The sequence below is a fragment of the Pseudomonas sp. YeP6b genome (assembly GCF_025642995.1).
Lineage (GTDB): Bacteria > Pseudomonadota > Gammaproteobacteria > Pseudomonadales > Pseudomonadaceae > Aquipseudomonas.
In genome coordinates, this window is sequence record NZ_CP080090.1 from 4,634,801 (window position 1) to 4,650,361 (window position 15,561).

General features: G+C 58.7%; 16 protein-coding genes. 4 read left to right on the forward strand and 12 right to left on the reverse strand.

Features of this window, described 5'->3' with window-relative positions; all coding sequences use genetic code 11:
* Positions 1-105 precede the first annotated feature (105 nt).
* On the reverse strand, positions 106-2,163 hold the full coding sequence (locus KZH41_RS20830) for a methyl-accepting chemotaxis protein (RefSeq protein ID WP_094953268.1): 2,058 nt from the start codon (positions 2,161-2,163) through the stop codon (positions 106-108).
* A 292-nt stretch (positions 2,164-2,455) separates the two neighbouring features.
* Between KZH41_RS20830 and KZH41_RS20835 the strand changes: the two genes are divergently transcribed.
* Positions 2,456-3,007 (forward strand): RNA 2'-phosphotransferase, encoded by a 552-nt coding sequence (locus KZH41_RS20835; protein WP_263273616.1) that lies wholly within the window; start codon positions 2,456-2,458, stop codon positions 3,005-3,007.
* Here KZH41_RS20835 and KZH41_RS20840 read toward each other — a convergent pair.
* The 5 genes from KZH41_RS20840 to KZH41_RS20860 all read right to left on the reverse strand — a co-directional run bounded on the left by KZH41_RS20840 (position 2,986) and on the right by KZH41_RS20860 (position 6,966).
* On the reverse strand, positions 2,986-3,276 hold the full coding sequence (locus tag KZH41_RS20840; RefSeq protein WP_094953264.1) for a DUF3144 domain-containing protein: 291 nt from the start codon (positions 3,274-3,276) through the stop codon (positions 2,986-2,988). The two genes, KZH41_RS20835 and KZH41_RS20840, sit on opposite strands and share 22 nt — an antisense overlap.
* Before the next feature lie 92 nt (positions 3,277-3,368).
* Positions 3,369-3,914, reverse strand: coding sequence for an ATP phosphoribosyltransferase regulatory subunit (locus KZH41_RS20845; protein ID WP_094953262.1), 546 nt, complete (start codon positions 3,912-3,914; stop codon positions 3,369-3,371).
* 296 nt (positions 3,915-4,210) lie between these two features.
* Entirely contained in the window at positions 4,211-5,434 is a 1,224-nt protein-coding gene (locus KZH41_RS20850) for a DUF1444 family protein (protein ID WP_263273617.1), read from the reverse strand.
* Between the two features lie 101 nt (positions 5,435-5,535).
* Positions 5,536-6,231, reverse strand: a complete 696-nt coding sequence (locus KZH41_RS20855; RefSeq protein WP_094953258.1) for a tRNA (adenine(22)-N(1))-methyltransferase — start codon at positions 6,229-6,231, stop codon at positions 5,536-5,538.
* A gap of 24 nt (positions 6,232-6,255) precedes the next feature.
* Positions 6,256-6,966, reverse strand: a complete 711-nt coding sequence (locus KZH41_RS20860; RefSeq protein WP_094953257.1) for a FadR/GntR family transcriptional regulator — start codon at positions 6,964-6,966, stop codon at positions 6,256-6,258.
* Between the two features lie 349 nt (positions 6,967-7,315).
* On the opposite strand from KZH41_RS20860, the gene KZH41_RS20865 reads away from it, so the two are divergent.
* Together KZH41_RS20865 and gudD are read left to right on the forward strand one after the other, a co-directional pair.
* Complete coding sequence (locus KZH41_RS20865) at positions 7,316-8,677, forward strand: MFS transporter (protein ID WP_094953255.1); 1,362 nt, start codon at positions 7,316-7,318, stop codon at positions 8,675-8,677.
* Positions 8,678-8,696: 19 nt separating this feature from the next.
* Complete coding sequence (gudD, locus tag KZH41_RS20870; protein WP_094953254.1) at positions 8,697-10,022, forward strand: glucarate dehydratase; 1,326 nt, start codon at positions 8,697-8,699, stop codon at positions 10,020-10,022.
* A 157-nt stretch (positions 10,023-10,179) separates the two neighbouring features.
* On the opposite strand, the gene KZH41_RS20875 is transcribed toward gudD, so the two are convergent.
* From KZH41_RS20875 to KZH41_RS20885, 3 genes are all read right to left on the reverse strand, one after another.
* Positions 10,180-10,560, reverse strand: a complete 381-nt coding sequence (locus tag KZH41_RS20875) for an addiction module antidote protein (protein WP_094953253.1) — start codon at positions 10,558-10,560, stop codon at positions 10,180-10,182.
* Between the two features lies 1 nt (position 10,561).
* Entirely contained in the window at positions 10,562-10,864 is a 303-nt protein-coding gene (locus tag KZH41_RS20880; protein WP_094953251.1) for a type II toxin-antitoxin system RelE/ParE family toxin, read from the reverse strand.
* A 138-nt stretch (positions 10,865-11,002) separates the two neighbouring features.
* Positions 11,003-11,926: an ABC transporter substrate-binding protein gene (locus KZH41_RS20885; RefSeq protein ID WP_263273618.1), complete on the reverse strand. Its 924-nt coding sequence runs from the start codon at positions 11,924-11,926 to the stop codon at positions 11,003-11,005.
* Positions 11,927-12,197: 271 nt separating this feature from the next.
* Here KZH41_RS20885 and KZH41_RS20890 point away from each other — a divergent pair, with 271 nt between their 5' ends.
* Positions 12,198-13,436 (forward strand): acyl-CoA dehydrogenase family protein, encoded by a 1,239-nt coding sequence (locus KZH41_RS20890; protein ID WP_263273619.1) that lies wholly within the window; start codon positions 12,198-12,200, stop codon positions 13,434-13,436.
* 205 nt (positions 13,437-13,641) lie between these two features.
* Here the strand turns inward: KZH41_RS20890 and KZH41_RS20895 are convergent, their stop codons facing one another.
* From KZH41_RS20895 to KZH41_RS20905, 3 genes are all read right to left on the reverse strand, one after another.
* Complete coding sequence (locus tag KZH41_RS20895; RefSeq protein ID WP_263273620.1) at positions 13,642-14,061, reverse strand: HEAT repeat domain-containing protein; 420 nt, start codon at positions 14,059-14,061, stop codon at positions 13,642-13,644.
* Positions 14,062-14,121: 60 nt separating this feature from the next.
* Positions 14,122-14,544, reverse strand: coding sequence for a contact-dependent growth inhibition system immunity protein (locus KZH41_RS20900; RefSeq protein WP_263273621.1), 423 nt, complete (start codon positions 14,542-14,544; stop codon positions 14,122-14,124).
* A gap of 509 nt (positions 14,545-15,053) precedes the next feature.
* Positions 15,054-15,554 carry a hypothetical protein gene (locus KZH41_RS20905; RefSeq protein ID WP_242151344.1) on the reverse strand — a complete coding sequence of 167 codons (501 nt, stop codon included), beginning with the start codon at positions 15,552-15,554 and terminating at the stop codon, positions 15,054-15,056.
* Positions 15,555-15,561: the final 7 nt, after the last annotated feature.

Sequence of the window (15,561 nt, forward strand, 5' to 3'; positions counted from 1 at the left end):
AACATCAATGTTTGCTGTGCTGACGTCTTCGCGGGCAAGCCCGCTCCCACATTTGAATGCCCGCTCGCCCCAAGGAAGTATGAGCAGTTCAACTGAGAAAATGGATCAGCCCAGCCGAAAACGCGCAGTGTTTTCGCTCAATGCCCGGCTGCCTTTGCTCAACGTATCCGCCGCCTGGTTCACCGCGCGCGCGCCGTCGAGCAAGCGCCCTGCGGCCTGATCGACCTGCTGGATATTGCCGCTGACCTCATCCGCCGTCGTCGCCTGTTCCTCCACCGCCGCCGCAATCTGCGCCAGGGTGTCGGTGACGTTTTGCACCGCGCCGGCAATCTCGCCCAGGCGTGTGCCCAGGCCGGTGACGGACTCGGCATCGGTCAGCGCCTGGTCACACGCGGCGCCCATCAGCGTGACCGCCTGGCTGACCGTCGCACGCAGGCTGTCCACCGTGCTGGCGATTTGCGCCGTGGAGGCCTGGGTGCGTTGCGACAGGCTGCGCACTTCGTCCGCGACCACAGCAAACCCACGGCCCTGCTCGCCTGCGCGGGCGGCTTCGATGGCGGCGTTGAGCGCCAGCAGGTTGGTCTGTTCGGCAATGCCGCGAATGGTGTCGACCACCGACTGAATCTGCTGCCCTTGCTGGCTCACTTGCTCCAGGGCATTGGCGGTGTCGGTCAGGCGCTGGTTGAGTTGCTGAATACTCGCCGTGGTGCGCTGGCTGTCACGGCTGCTGTCTTCGGCGATGCGCCGGGTTTGCTGCGCACTGCCCGAGGCCTGCTCACAGCTTTTGGCGACGCCCATCGAAGTGGCGGCCAGTTGCGTGGCGGCGGCGGCAATCTGGCTGATTTGGTATTGCTGGTCTTCGACTTCGGTCAGGGTGCTGCCCGATTGCGCGTTGAGGGTGTGCACCGCCGAGCCGAGCTGCTGGGTCTCGTGGTTAACGCCCAACAAGCTGGTGCGCAACTGCACCACGGCGACGTTGAGTGCCGTGCTGATCGCCGCGAGTTCATCGCGGCCTTCCACCGCCACTTCGACGCACAGGTTGCCGTCGCGCAGGGACTCGGCAAGCGTGGTGATGCCACTGGCACTGCGGCGGATCGAGGCTTGCAGGCAGATGAACAAGTACAGTGCCGCGAGCGCCAGCAGGCTGAACGTCGCCACCACCGGAATAAACTGTTTAAGTGAGCGGTCGCGGTAATAACTCAAGCGCTCGTCCAGCGAATGCAGCGACTGGCTGCGCAACGCGCCCAACGCCCCGAGGATGCTGTCGACACTGCGATCAAACGCTGTGGTGTCGAGCTTGATGGTGCCGCCAAATACGCCGTCGTCCAGGGTTTTGAGTTCACTGTCGAGCAATTGCAGGCTGGTGTCGTATTGCGCCGCCCACGGTTCAATTCCGGGGTACTGCTTGGCTTTGAGCGAAGCGGCGGCCTTGACCAACTGCTCCCGCGCATCGCCGATACGGCCGCGCAGGTCGCGCATCTGCAAACGACTTTGCAAAGTGAACTGGCCCGACGCAATCGACGACTGCCCAACGCTGGCCGTGCGGCCGATGCGCTCGATCAGGTCCGGCGTGTGCTGGGTGGAGATCTGCATCAACAAGTAGGTTTCCAGCCACGGGTCGAGGATCAGCCCAGCGTCCTGGGTGATCTGCTCGCGCAGGGTTTGCATGGCGGTCAAGGCGGCGGTGAAGCGGTCGTAACCGTCCGGCCACCAACCCACCGTGCGCAGTGACTGGGTGTCCATGCCCTTGACCGTCGCCTGCAATGCTTCAAAACGCGCCAAGGTGTCGGCGCTGGCGTTCTGGGTCTTGAGCGCATCGCCCAGGGCTTGCAGGCTGTGCACGATGATTGGGCTGCCGGCATCGACCTTGTCCATCGCCGCTTGGGCCGCAGCGGTTGGGGTGTGCAGGATATCCAGCGCTTTCCAGCGCGCCGCCTGGTTGCGCTGCGCCGTCAATTGGCCATCCAGCGTGTCCAAGGCCAACAGTTGGTGAACGCCGGACTGCTCGCTGGAAATCACCGCTAATTTGTCGCGATAGTCCTGGCCGATCAGCCACAGGCTCCCGGCCAGGGGCAGCATGAACAGGAAAAACAGGATCTGGAACTTGCGCGCAAAACCGAAACGGCCAAGCAGGCGGATACCCGGTGATAAAAGACTGTGCATGGCCGACCCACTCCCCCAAACAACCTGGATATGACTAGAAGCAAAATGCCATGTCATTGATTGGGAAGGCACTAGCAAGATACGGGCCGTTGGTACCGGGCCGCGAAATAGGCGGCTTGGCGACTTGAAAGCGCAGTGGCATGCGCGAAAATGGGGCAAAAGCACTCAGTGCGTAGAGTTGAATGGTAACCGGCTTTCCAGAGATGCGTGGTTGCCCTAGAGTTCCACCCGCACTGGCCCGCCCGACTTACCCTGCAAGGACATCTAAAATCGCCATGGACATCCAATACCCGTGAACAAGCAACAACGCGACGACATCAGCAAGTTCCTCAGCTACATACTGCGCCACGCGCCCGAGTCCATTGGTGTCGTCCTGGACGGCGATGGCTGGACCGATGTTGACGGCTTGATCCTCAACGCCAACCAACACGGCCACACGCTGGATCGCCAAGCGCTGCTCGACGTGGTCGAGACCAACGAAAAAAAGCGCTTCACGCTCTCAGGCGACGGCCAGCGTATCCGCGCCGCACAAGGGCACAGCACCGCGCAGGTCCAGGTGCAGCACATCGAGAAGGCGCCGCCCGCCCTGCTCTACCATGGCACCGCCAGTCGCTTCATGGCTTCTATCGACTCGCAGGGATTGATCCCTGGCAGTCGGCACCATGTACACCTTATGGACAACCCAGAAACAGCGCTGGCCGTTGGCAAACGCTATGGGCAGCCTGTGCTGCTTACGGTTGATGCGCTGGGTATGAGCCAGGCGGGAATAGCGTTTTATCAAGCGGACAATGGGGTGTGGTTGGTGGCGTCGGTGCCGGCGAACTATTTGACGAGCATGTACTGACTGAAATTATTAATGTGATCATCCAGATTATCCTCAAGCATCATCCGGTACTGGTCACAGAAATACTTCAGCATCGCTTCCCGCGCATCGGCCATTTCGGCGCCGGACTTGAAGTTGCGCGCACTGGCCCAGGCGTTAAAGCGCGTGGTGCCGAACATCATCGAGGCGCTGACCTCGCCGAGGTTTTCACAGGTCTTGAGCTGCTCGTTCGACAGTTCGATGTGTGCATCCGCACGGTCGTAGAAGGCTTGGTCGGTGGCTTCGGCCATGGTGGGGTTCCTGGGTGATCGAATAATGGCGGCTATTGGAGCATATCCGGCCGCCGTAGAGGAGACGCCCCCGGGTGGAGGCGCCTTGAACATCAAGCCAGTGCGAGCACCACCCGCTCAAGCCCGATGCCGAACCCCGCGCCTTCTCGGTAAGCGCCGCCGCCAACCACTTGCTGCTGTGCACCTAACGCGGGGCAACGCACCTCGAAGCCATTGCCCTCCAGGTAGTAACTCAGCCCGCGTTTCACCGCCAGGTTGAGCTCGTAATCGAGCCCCAGCGTGTCCAGAAAACCGCTGCACAGCGCCTGGCTGCGCTGCAACGCCGACACCGGGTCAGGGCTGAGAATCTCGACCCCCAACTGGGTGAATTCACGATAACGACCGGCTTGCGGCCGCTCATACCGGTAACACCGCGCCACGTAGAAAAACATCGCCTCCTCTCGCCCGCCCAGTAACTGCGCGTTGCGCTCCTGGAACAGCGCAGTGGCTTCCGGGATCAGGCAGCAGGGTCGGCCCGCCTTGTCATCAAAGGCCCACATCTGCCCGATGATTTCACTGCCGCCGGCTTTTTCGATAAACGTATCCTGGCCCCACAGGGCCGGCACGATGGCTTCTTCAGCGCCCGCTTCGATGAAGATAGCTCCGAAAACGGCCCTCTATCTCACGCATCGCTGCGGCTTCTTTACCCGTCACTATTCGGGTTCCACGTAGCATAGTCATGTGTTGTATCTCCATTATTTACAGGCAATAAAAAAGGCGCCGTGGGCGCCTTGGGTGATGGTTCATTGAGTGATCAGAGGTTCTGGTCAATCAGTGAGCGCAAGCAACCGCAGCACCTTGGGCAAGGTCCGTGGTGGTGGTGGTGGCGATTGCTTTGCGAAAATTGAGTCATGGGCGATCCTTGCACAGTCAGACGAAGCATTACAAGCCGCCGTTAAAACAACGGCGTCAACTGGCTCAACTGTGCAGCCGTCGGAAAACCCAGCGTACGATAGCGCATTGGGTACAGGCTCGCCGGTGCCAGCAAATCACCCAGCTTGGCTTGAAGCTCATCCCATTCGACCACTTGGGTCTGGGCGGTGCCGTCAGGCTGGATCTGCACCAACGCCACGCGGTCGGTCTTGGGCAGCAAGGTGTCGACGGTTTCTGTCCAGCTGCACATCGAGAATGTCTTGCCGTTGCTGTCCTTCAACTCGAACAGCTTGTAGGTCGCTACAAACACGTCGATCTTCTGCTCTTCATGGATCGTGTCGAGCTGCTCTTTCTGCGCGTGGTAATTGCCTTGCAGCAGCATGTGTTCGAGGCTCGCCACACGCTCAAGGAGCGCTTCGTCCTGGCTGATAAAAGGCACGATCCGTTGATCGTCGTAGGTGTAGACCTGGCTGGAAACGGCGCGCCCGCTTTCCATGGCCTTGAAGCTGACCTCGACCATATGCCGAATGCCTTCTTCATCCTTGTCACCGGTCACCATGAGGATGTCGCGGGTCGGGATCATGAACACCGGGCGGCCTTTGATGGCCGCACGCTGCAGGACATCCGGCAGCAGCACGCGGCTGGTGTCGTAGCCGTCATTCCAGCGGCCGACGTAGAGGCCGGGCACAATTTCATCAAACGCCTCCTGGGTTGCTTCGCGCAGGTTGCTCACCGCCACTGCGAGCGCCTCGCCCAGGCTCACGCCCCAGTTTTCCTTCGGCCCCTCGGTGAGGGTGGAGGTGGTCTCGGGGTAGTCCACTGCCAGCAAGGTCACGCAGTCTTTGCCCAAGGCCTGGTGAACAGCGGTGTAAGGCGCGTCCCAGCCTTCGGTGCGCACGTGATGCAGGCGCACTTCTTCAAGCATCGCCAGGTTACGAATCACCGGACGTAACATCGGCTTGACGTCTTCAAAGCTTTGCGGCGCTTCCTTTTTGTAGCCGAGCAGTGTCGATACATAACCCTTCAACACCTCAGATTTGTGCGCCTTGTCGGCACTCTGATAGTCATTGAATGCGTTATGCAGGTTGAAGTAGCCGCCGTCGCCATGTTTGAGGCGGAACTCTTTGGGCACGTACTCAAGAGGTTCGCTGAAACCGGCATCACGAGCAGCCTTGATGACTTTCTCAGCGAATGCGTCTTCGGTCAGGGGGCGATTGAAGAGTGTGTTCAACAGGGAGCCAAACATGCGCAAAGTCCTCCATGAGTGCGAGCCGTCCATCATGGGCGGTGCACGAGACCGGGTAAAGCGCCGGTCTGGGTTGTGTGACCCCGTTCACTGTTACCGGTTCAAGCCAGCAACTGCGTAATCCACCGCGCCTGCTGTTCAATCTCTTGCACCTTCGCCTGCGGCACTGCCTGGCGCGCCTGCTCGAAGCTGGCCAGGGTCTTGTGCTTCTGACGCAGCATGCGTTGCCATTTGGCCAGGAACACCGGGCTGCGCGCCTGCATTTGCAGCGGGCCGAAGTACAGTTCCTCATCGGTGTAGGTCACAGGCGTAGCACGCTCGGCGACGATGATTTCGTAATAGAAGCGATTCTCCTGCAGCAGCTCTTCAAGCAGGATGCGGTAGCCGTTTTCCATTAACCATTGGCGCAGCGGTTGCTCGCCGCCGTTGGGTTGCAGGACCAGGCGTTCCTGGCCGCTCAGGTGCGCTTTGCCGCTGTCGAGGATGTCGCGGATGGTCTCGCCGCCCATACCGCAGAGGCTGATCGCGGTGATCCCATCACAAGGCTTGATCGCCGCCAGCCCATCCGCCAGGCGCACGCTGATGTGCTGCTCCAGGCCGTTGTCACGCACGGTGCGTTCGGCCGCGTGAAAGGGCGTGGTCGCCACCTCCCCCGCCACCGCCGCAGCGATCACGCCACGGCGCATCAATGCCACGGGTAGGTAGCCGTGGTCCGAGCCGATATCGGCCAGGCGCGCATCGGCCGGCACATGCGCCGCCACACGCTCCAGGCGCATGGACAATGTGTGTTCGTTCACCGTTTGTTCCTTATCAGCACAACATTACTCACCCGAAAAACGATCCCGGCTGTTGGTCAGGTGCAACACCATGGCCGCCCGTGCGGCGTCCGGGTCCTGGCGTTTGATCGCATTGAAGATCGCCTCATGCTCCAGGTTCGCCAATTGCCCCAGCTTGGCGAAGTCCGCGCCGCCGCGTTCGGCGCCTTTGACCTGGGTGCGCGGGATCATCGCACTGCCCAGGTGCAGCATGATTTCGGTAAAGAAGGTATTACCGGTGGCCTCGGCGATCAGCTGATGAAAGCGCTGGTCTTCTTCCACGCAGCTGTCGTTGTTGGCCAGCGAAGCTTGGTAGTCGTCCAGCGCTTCGCGCATGCGCACCAGTTGCCCATCAGACCTGCGCAAGGCGGCCAGCGCCACGGCTTGCACTTCCAGGCCCAGGCGCAGCTCGAGCATGTTGCGCACGCTGGCGACCGTGTCCACATGCAAGCGCAAGCCTTGCTGGGCGTGTTGCGCCAGCACAAAGGTGCCGATGCCGTGGCGCGTCTCGACCAAACCTGACGCCTGCAACTTGGAGATGGCTTCGCGCACCACCGTCCGGCTCACGCCGTGCTCAAGCACGATGGTGGATTCGGACGGCAGTTTTTCACCGGGTTTGAGCTGGCCGAGCAGGATGCGCTGGGTCAGCGTATCGACTACGCCTTGGGCCAGGTTGTTGGAACGTCGACGGACAAGGGTTCCGTTTTCAATGGGCATCGCGAGGGTCCACGGGGTTGGGCTGGAGGGAGCTTAACACCGCGCTTGGCGGCGACGTTGGGTTGATTGAAAAAACGCTCTACTTGTATGACAACCAATCTGATCAACCCATCACCCACTGCATGCCGCGATCGCTCTGGCGGGGATATTCAGGTTCCATCAACATGCCTTAAACATCAACAAACCCAAGCAAACACTGAGTAAATAACCAAAATAGCTATTCAACCATCGTGCTTATAAGAACAAATACACGCCGCCCCACATTGCGCAGCACAAAAAACCACTTGTATGATGTCTATCAACAAAACACGCAAACCCGCATAAAAATAATCAGGGGGAGTTTTGAATTGTGAACAATTCAAGCCATGCATCTGTCGCTCCACACAGTGATTCAGTCCTCGCGCGTGCCGTGAGCAAAGTGAAGGGCCATGTGCTCCCACTGTTCGTGATCATGTTCATCCTCAACTACATCGACCGGGTCAACATCGGCTTTGTACGCACGCACATGGAGCATGACCTGGGCATCGGCGCGGCGGCCTACGGCCTGGGTGCCGGGCTGTTCTTCATTGGCTACGCGCTGTTCGAAGTGCCCTCCAACATGCTGCTGCAAAAGGTCGGCGCGCGTATCTGGCTGACCCGCATCATGTTCACCTGGGGCATCGTCGCGACCTTGATGGCGTTCATCCAGAACGAAACCCAGTTCTACGTCCTGCGCTTCCTGCTCGGCGTGGCCGAAGCCGGGTTCTTCCCGGGTGTGATCTATTACTTCACCCGCTGGTTGCCTGGCGTGGAGCGCGGTAAAGCCATTGCGATCTTCCTGAGTGGTTCGGCGGTCGCGTCACTGATTTCCGGCCCATTGTCGGGCGTGCTGTTGCAGATCGAAGGCTTCGGCTTCCACGGCTGGCAATGGATGTTCGCCATCGAGGGCCTGGCCTCCGTGGCGCTGGGGTTCTTTGTGTGGTTCTGGCTCGACTCCAAACCCCACGACGCCAAATGGCTGACCCGCGAAGAACAGGACACTTTGGTCGGCGCCATCGACCAGGAACAGCGCGAGCGGGAAGCGCTGACCACGGTCAAACCGACCATCGGCAAGCTACTCAAAGACCGCCAGATCCTGCTGTTCTGCGCCCTGTACTTCTGCATCCAGCTGACGATTTACGCCGCGACGTTCTGGCTGCCGAGCATCATCAAAAAGATGGGCGACCTGAGCGACGTGCAGGTCGGGTTCTTCAACTCGATCCCATGGCTGATCTCGATCATCGCCATGTACGCCTTCGCATCACTGTCGGGCAAGTTCAAGTTCCAACAGGCCTGGGTCGCCGCCGCGCTGTTGATTGCCGCCGCGGGCATGTTCATGTCCACCACCGGCGGGCCGATTTTCGCCTTTGTGGCGATCTGCTTTGCAGCCATCGGTTTCAAGTCCGCCTCGTCACTGTTTTGGCCAATCCCCCAGGGCTACCTGGACGTGCGCATCGCCGCCGCCGTGATCGCGTTGATCAACTCCATCGGCAACCTGGGCGGCTTCGTCGCGCCAACCACCTTTGGCTTCCTGGAACAGACCACCGGTTCGATCCAGGGCGGCCTCTACGGCCTGGCCGGCACCTCGGTGCTGGCGGCGATCCTGGTGTTCTTTGCCAAGACTTCGCCCGCTGCCGCGCTGGCCTCGCCAAGCGCTGTGCCGACGGGCGCCGCCATCAGCAAACCTCTTTGAGCCTATTTAGGAACTTGCCATGAACACTCCAGTAGTCACCCATTTCCACGTCATCCCGGTGGCGGGCCACGACAGCATGCTGCTCAACCTGAGCGGCGCCCATGGGCCATTCTTTACCCGCAATATCGTGATTCTCAAGGACAGCAGCGGCAATACCGGCGTGGGCGAAGTACCCGGCGGTGAACGCATCCGCGAAACCCTGGAAGACGCGCGTAGCCTGGTGGTCGGCCAGCCTATCGGCCAGTACCAGCGCATCCTCAATCAGATGCGCAGCACCTTTGCCTCTCGCGACGCCGCCGGGCGAGGCCTGCAAACCTTTGACCTGCGCATCACCATTCATGCCGTCACCGCCATGGAAGCCGCCCTGCTCGACCTGCTGGGGCAATTCCTCGACGTGCCGGTGGCGGCCCTGCTCGGCGAAGGGCAGCAGCGCGATGCGGTGAAAATGCTCGGTTACCTGTTCTACGTCGGCGACCGCACGGCCACTGACCTGGCTTATCGCAACGAGGCTGACGCCGATGACGACTGGTTCCGCTTGCGTCATGAGCAAGCCATGACTGCCGAATCCGTGGTGCGTCTGGCCGAAGCCGCCAAGGCCAAATATGGTTTCAATGACTTCAAGCTCAAAGGCGGTGTCTTGAGTGGCGATGAAGAAATCGAAGCGGTCACCGCCCTGGCCGAACGCTTCCCGGATGCGCGCATCACCCTCGACCCGAACGGCGCGTGGTCACTCAAAGAAGCCATCCGCTTGTGCCGCGACCAACACCACGTACTCGCCTATGCCGAAGACCCGTGTGGCGCAGAAAACGGCTACTCGGGCCGCGAAGTCATGGCTGAATTTCGCCGTGCCACGGGCCTGAAAACCGCGACCAACATGATCGCCACCGACTGGCGCGAAATGGGCCACGCGATCCAACTGCAATCGGTGGACATTCCGCTGGCCGACCCACACTTCTGGACGATGCAAGGCTCGGTGCGCGTTGCGCAGATGTGCAATGAATGGGGCCTGACCTGGGGCTCGCACTCCAATAACCACTTCGATATTTCCCTGGCGATGTTTACCCAGGTCGCGGCCGCCGCACCGGGGGAAATCACCGCCATCGACACCCACTGGATCTGGCAGGACGGCCAGCACCTGACCAAAGAGCCGCTGAAAATCGAAGGCGGCTACGTCAAGGTGCCCACCAAGCCTGGGCTGGGCGTTGAGATCGATATGGACGCCGTGGCGAAAGCCCATGAAGTCTACAAAGGCATGGGCCTTGGGGCGCGGGATGACAGCGTGGCGATGCAGTTCTTGGTTCCGGGGTGGCGCTTCAATAACAAGCAGCCGTGCCTGGTGCGCTAAGGCTTAAGGGCAACGGAGGTCAATGTGGGAGCTGTCGAGCTTTAGCGAGGCTGCGAAAGCAGTGGTTCAGGCGATATATCTATTGGCTCTGCCGCCGTCTTCGCAGCCTCGCTAAAGCTCGACAGCTCCCACATTTGATCGGCGTTGTTATCGCTGATCAGGGCTTACCGACGGCTGCTGGCTTAGCCCTTGCCGCCTGATTGACAGCCAACGGCTGCACAGTGAGCTCAACCCCTAACGCCAGCATCAGCTTCTGGACCGTCTCATAGCGCGTTTTCGAGCCGCCTTTGAGCGTCTTGTACAGGCTCTCCCGATTAACCCCCGCAGCCTCGGCAACCTTGTTCACACCTTGGGCTTTAACGACCTCGGCAAGCGCCTTCATGAGCACCTGCGGGTCTTGCGACTTCATGCTTTGCGCCAGGTAAGCGCTGATGGTTTCAGGGCTGTCGAGAAAGCGCGAGGCTTCATAGACACTGGTGCCGGATGTATCAAGGTCGAGGATCGGCATGTCCTCGGGTTTGAATTTCGATTCGCTCATTTCATTGACCTCTCAGGGCATCGAGGATCTCTTTTGCCCGATTGATTCCTCGCTTCTGGTCGGTTTTATCGCTGCCCCAAAGCATCAGGTAAGCGGTGATACCAGTGCGCACAAAGTAGATCCTGTAGCCGGGCCCGACAAAAACACGCATTTCACTCAGGCCTTCACCGACGGGCTCGCAATCACCAAAGTTGTTGTCTTCGGCGCGGTCCAAACGCGCCAACACAGCCGTTTTGCCCCAAATATCCTGCATACCGTCGAGCCCTGTATCGAACTCCGGCGTCCTGCCGATCAAGTTAGTCACAGATTCAAATGTAGCCTACTGGCTACTCCTTGCCGATGCTAGTTAATTTTTTGTTCCGGCGCGATCCGGAACAAAAACCCTAGCCCAGCCCCCGCATAATCAAGCTGTCGATACTATTAGCGCTTGTTTCCTTCACATTTAAAGCGCCCGATCAAACAACGGCGTCACGTCATACCGCTGCTTCAACATCTGCGCATCCACCAGGAAATCCGCCGTGGCCTGGGCCTCGCTGACGATCGTCGGCGAGATCGGCAGCACCTTGATCGCGTCACGCTTGAACCACACCTTGGCAATCTCCGGTGCGGATTGGTTGGCCTTCGACCATGCCTCGGCGTACTCATCGACATAGCTGCCGCTCCACACCCGAGCGCGGGTAAGACGCGCGACAAAGTCTTTGATGATTGCGCCTTTTTGCGCCAGCGCCGGTTCATACGCAACGATGTAGGTCGGCGCGCTCATCAGGCCCTTGGCGTTGCGAATCAGCGTGCTGCCCTCTTTCTCTTGCAGCGACACGTAGGGTTCCCAGGTGCCGAAGGCATCGATGTCGCCCTGGGTCAGCGCCAGGCTGGCTTCGGCCGGCAGCAGGTATTTGAAGGTTACGCTGCTGCGCGGCACGCCGGCTTCGTCCAGGGCTTTGTACGCCAATTGCTGGCTCCACGAACCGTTCCAGATCGCCACGGTTTTGCCTTTGAGATCGGCCACCGACTGAATGCCTTTGCGTGCCACGATGCCTACGCCATCGAGGCTGGTCTGGGTGCTGGCGACCACCTTCACTGGCGCGCCATTGGCGGCCAGGCTGATCACCGGCGTGTCGCCGACAATGCCCACGTCCAGCGCGCCGCTGGCGACCGCCGAGGCCACTGGGGAGCCGGTGTTGAAGCGTTTGAAATCGATTTTATACGGCAAGTCCTTCAACTCACCCGACAATTCCAGGACGATACGGTTGGAGAAGAACTGGTCACCCACCACCAGGGTCAGTGGCTCTGCCGCGCCTACCGAACTGCCATGCAGCGCAAGAGAAGCCAGGCCCAGCAGGGCGAGTACATTTCGACGATTGATCATGAGGAATCCACACAGTTTATGGCTGACTCAACCATCTGTGTGCATGCAGTCTGGTGATGAGAGAAGAGGTTTGAAGGTCGCCGAGCGTGGCGCCCGTAGAAGCTAACGCAATAAAAGCGCGGGGTTTAATACTGTTGCGCACTATCGATAGAACCGCTGCGCAGTTCGATAGCTATTTTTCGTATTAAAAACTTTGCCACCCGTGGGTTAGGGTGGCGTCACCAGACCACTGGACCCCAGCACTTGAGCCACTTTCTGCAAGGTCCATTGCATGTCGATTCCCGCGTTGAATATCTGGGGCACTGCGCCCTCGTCCCGTTATGAACAACTGGCCGCACCGTTTCGCCCACTCTTTGCCCACATCCTTGCGCACGCCGCTGAGGCTGATCAGACTCGCGCCAGCCTGGCGCCCGTCATCCAGCAACTGAACGCGCTGGGCTTGCCGCGCTGGCGCTTGCCCGTCAGTTACGGCGGCCAGGACGCAACCTTAGCTGAACTGCTCGCGCTGCTCACAGAGCTGTCCGCCGCCGACTCCAACATCACCCAGGCCCTGCGCGGGCATTTTGGTTTTTGCGAGGACGTGCTCTGCGCCAAAGACCTCGACTGGCGCGCCAAGTGGCTCGAGCGACTCGGCCAAGGCGCCCTGCTCTCCCCCGGCAGCACCGAAGTCGGCAACCAGACGCGCGGCGACTTCGAAACCCGCCTGCACCGCGATGCGGACGGCACCCTGCGCATCAGCGGCAAAAAGTTCTACACCACCGGCGCGCTCTACAGCGACCTGATCAACACCGTCGCCACCGGCGAAGACGGCACGGTCTACAGCGTGGTCGTCGACCTCAAGGCGCCCGGCGTGCAGATCATCGATGACTGGAACGGCTTCGGCCAACGCCTCACCGCCAGCGGCACCTGCCTCTTTAACAATGCCCCGGTGGAAGACGACCTGCGCCCCACCCACCAACGCTTCGGCTACGGCCAATCCTTCTACCAGATCTACCACCTCAGCACCCTCGCCGGCATCGCCCGCCGTGCGGCGCTGAGTGGTGCGCAAGAGCTCAGCCAACGCGCCCGGACCTTCACCACCGGCAACGCCGACACCGCCGCGCAAGACGTGCAACTGCTGCAAGTCATCGGCGAAGTGGCCAGCCAGGCCTACGCCGCACACGCCATCACCCAACAAGCGGCGCAGCGCCTGGAGCACACGGCGCAGTATGTGATCGCCCACGACCAGCCGCTGCATGACGACGACCCGCAGGTGGCATTGGCGGAGTTGGAAGTGTGCCTGGCGGTGAACCCGGTGGTGGATGCGACACTTGCCGCGACCACCGCACTGTTTGATGCGCTGGGGGCGAGCGCCACGGCGAGCAACAAGGCACTGGACCGGTTGTGGCGCAATGCGCGCACGTTGGCGAACCATAATCCACGGGTGTACAAGTCGCGGATCGTCGGCAATTACCTGGTGAATGGAAAGTTGCCGCCAGCGCAGTGGCGAGTGGGTGTGGCCAAAGCTTGATGAAACAACACTGGAGCAGTGTTGCCGAGTTGGAGATTGGGTTCCGAGCGGGCGCTTACAGCCTCCGCCGAGTGGCCGCCAACACAATGATCGAGACCACCAAGGCCAAATGTGGGAGCTGTCGAGCTTCAGCGAGGCTGCGAAGGGATCACCGCAGTGCACCTGCCAGACCACAACACCCGCATCGCAGCCGATGCCGACCCATTCAACCTGCTTTATTCGGGTGCCCGCATTTCCTGACTAATGTCGCCGCCATTAATTTTATAGTGCGTGTCGAGGGCTCAAATCCTTCACCTAAAGCCACCACTATCGGCCGCGCGCCATGAATATAGCCTGCAAAAAACAGCGCATCGAGTGACTCGATCGTATGAATGACGACGGATTCCTCTTTGGCGTCAAGCAATTTCAACAACAGCCTCAGGGCTCGAGCATCACGCGTATCGCTTAGAGATTCAGCACATCGACCTCGCCACGCCTCGGGCTTCAGCAAAAGCACAGCCTCAAGCGCGCGCCAGTCTGAATGATCAAATTGAGAGACGTGAGCGCTGGCAATATCGATGCCTACATCCGACCAATAATCTTCAGAAAGAGCTGAGGTCAGTAATGTTTTGTACGTTTCAAACATCAGCCACCTATTGAATGTTAAAAATGGGAGATTCCTCAGGGTCTGGTCCCATTCCCCCCATTAAGTACATCGACTAAAAGCTAAGCGTAAGGCTGCACCTACAGCAGCAGGGCTACTACCGCTGGGGATAATGACATAATCACTCTCACTTAGTCCCTTGCCACTCCAGACTTCTAGCTTTTCATGATGGCTAGGACGAATGATTATCTGGTCCTTCTTACTTTCGATACTGCATTTCTTCATCTCTTTAAATAATGCACGCTTAGTCTTGTAGCCATAGCGCTTCAACGTGCTGCCAACCCACTGACCATATCGTTGATTGGTCAAGCTGTAGTCATATAACTCCCTATCAAAAGTAGCTTCAGGATGAATCCAAACATCCTTCCGCGGCTCGGGAAGCACAAACCGACTATGCGCCAAGGCGTCAAGCAGCGCAAAGCCTAGCTCATTATCGGCAGCGTCAGGGCTGAAAAAATGCTCCACACCTTGCGGTGTCCGCTCGGCTACTTCGATAGCCAGAAAAAGTGTTTACGAAAATAAAATCTGTATTTATTTTTGCATCTGCCCAAGCTGTTTTTACGACGTCAGTCATCTTAATCCACCTTAGTGACATCTACCGTAACGCCTTTGCCAGGCCCTACTCAATGGCGCTATTGATTTGATCCAATCTTATGAAAAAAGGGGACATAAAGGGGGCAGTTTTATTTTTAGCGACACAGCAGTTTGGAAAACCAAATAAATCTGTCCCCTTTCTACTTCGGATCGGCTAGCAGCTTAAAGAACGCATGGGCATTGCTGTTTTTGGTGTGCTGCTGAATGCGTTGCTGTTGATGCCTGACGATTTGGCGTCTACGATTCACGCGGGCTTTACTTGTTCTCGTGGTGTGTGTTCGCAACTATCACCGTAGACCAAGGACGGTCTTTTTCATTTTTTTTGTAGCCATATCAGCTGGTTAGCTGTTAAGTAGGTGCCATTCAAATCCGCCCCCGTTTTAGCGTTTAACAACATCGCTACAGACATCCCCGCAAAACACTTCGTATAGTGTATCTGGAGGTGCCTGATGTTTTTCAAAGTCAGATAAAACCACCTCATACAGGTCCGACATGTTAATACGCCTAACCGCCTCTATTTGACTACTGTCCGAGATTGAAAAAACTATTTTCTCGGCCTTGCAAATCGAAGCAATCTCAGTAATCGTCTCTAATAGAATCGCAACTCTGTCTTGGGGTTTGCTCGGAAATCCAATACCTGAGGTCAATGGATCGTATTCATCATAGTCCGTCAAATAGGTAGCATTAGGGTAGCCAGGCCTGTCTCCAATTAAAAAGACGAAGGTCCCTTTACTTGGTAAAAAATCAGGCGGATAGTTAAACAGCTCAGCGCTGGTAATTTTAAATATCCCCAATTCACTCTCTAAAATATAGTCATCTACCGCCGTCCAAGCATCAGGACTTGGCGACGGATGAACATAGCCACAAACGTCGTTCGACATGCTCACA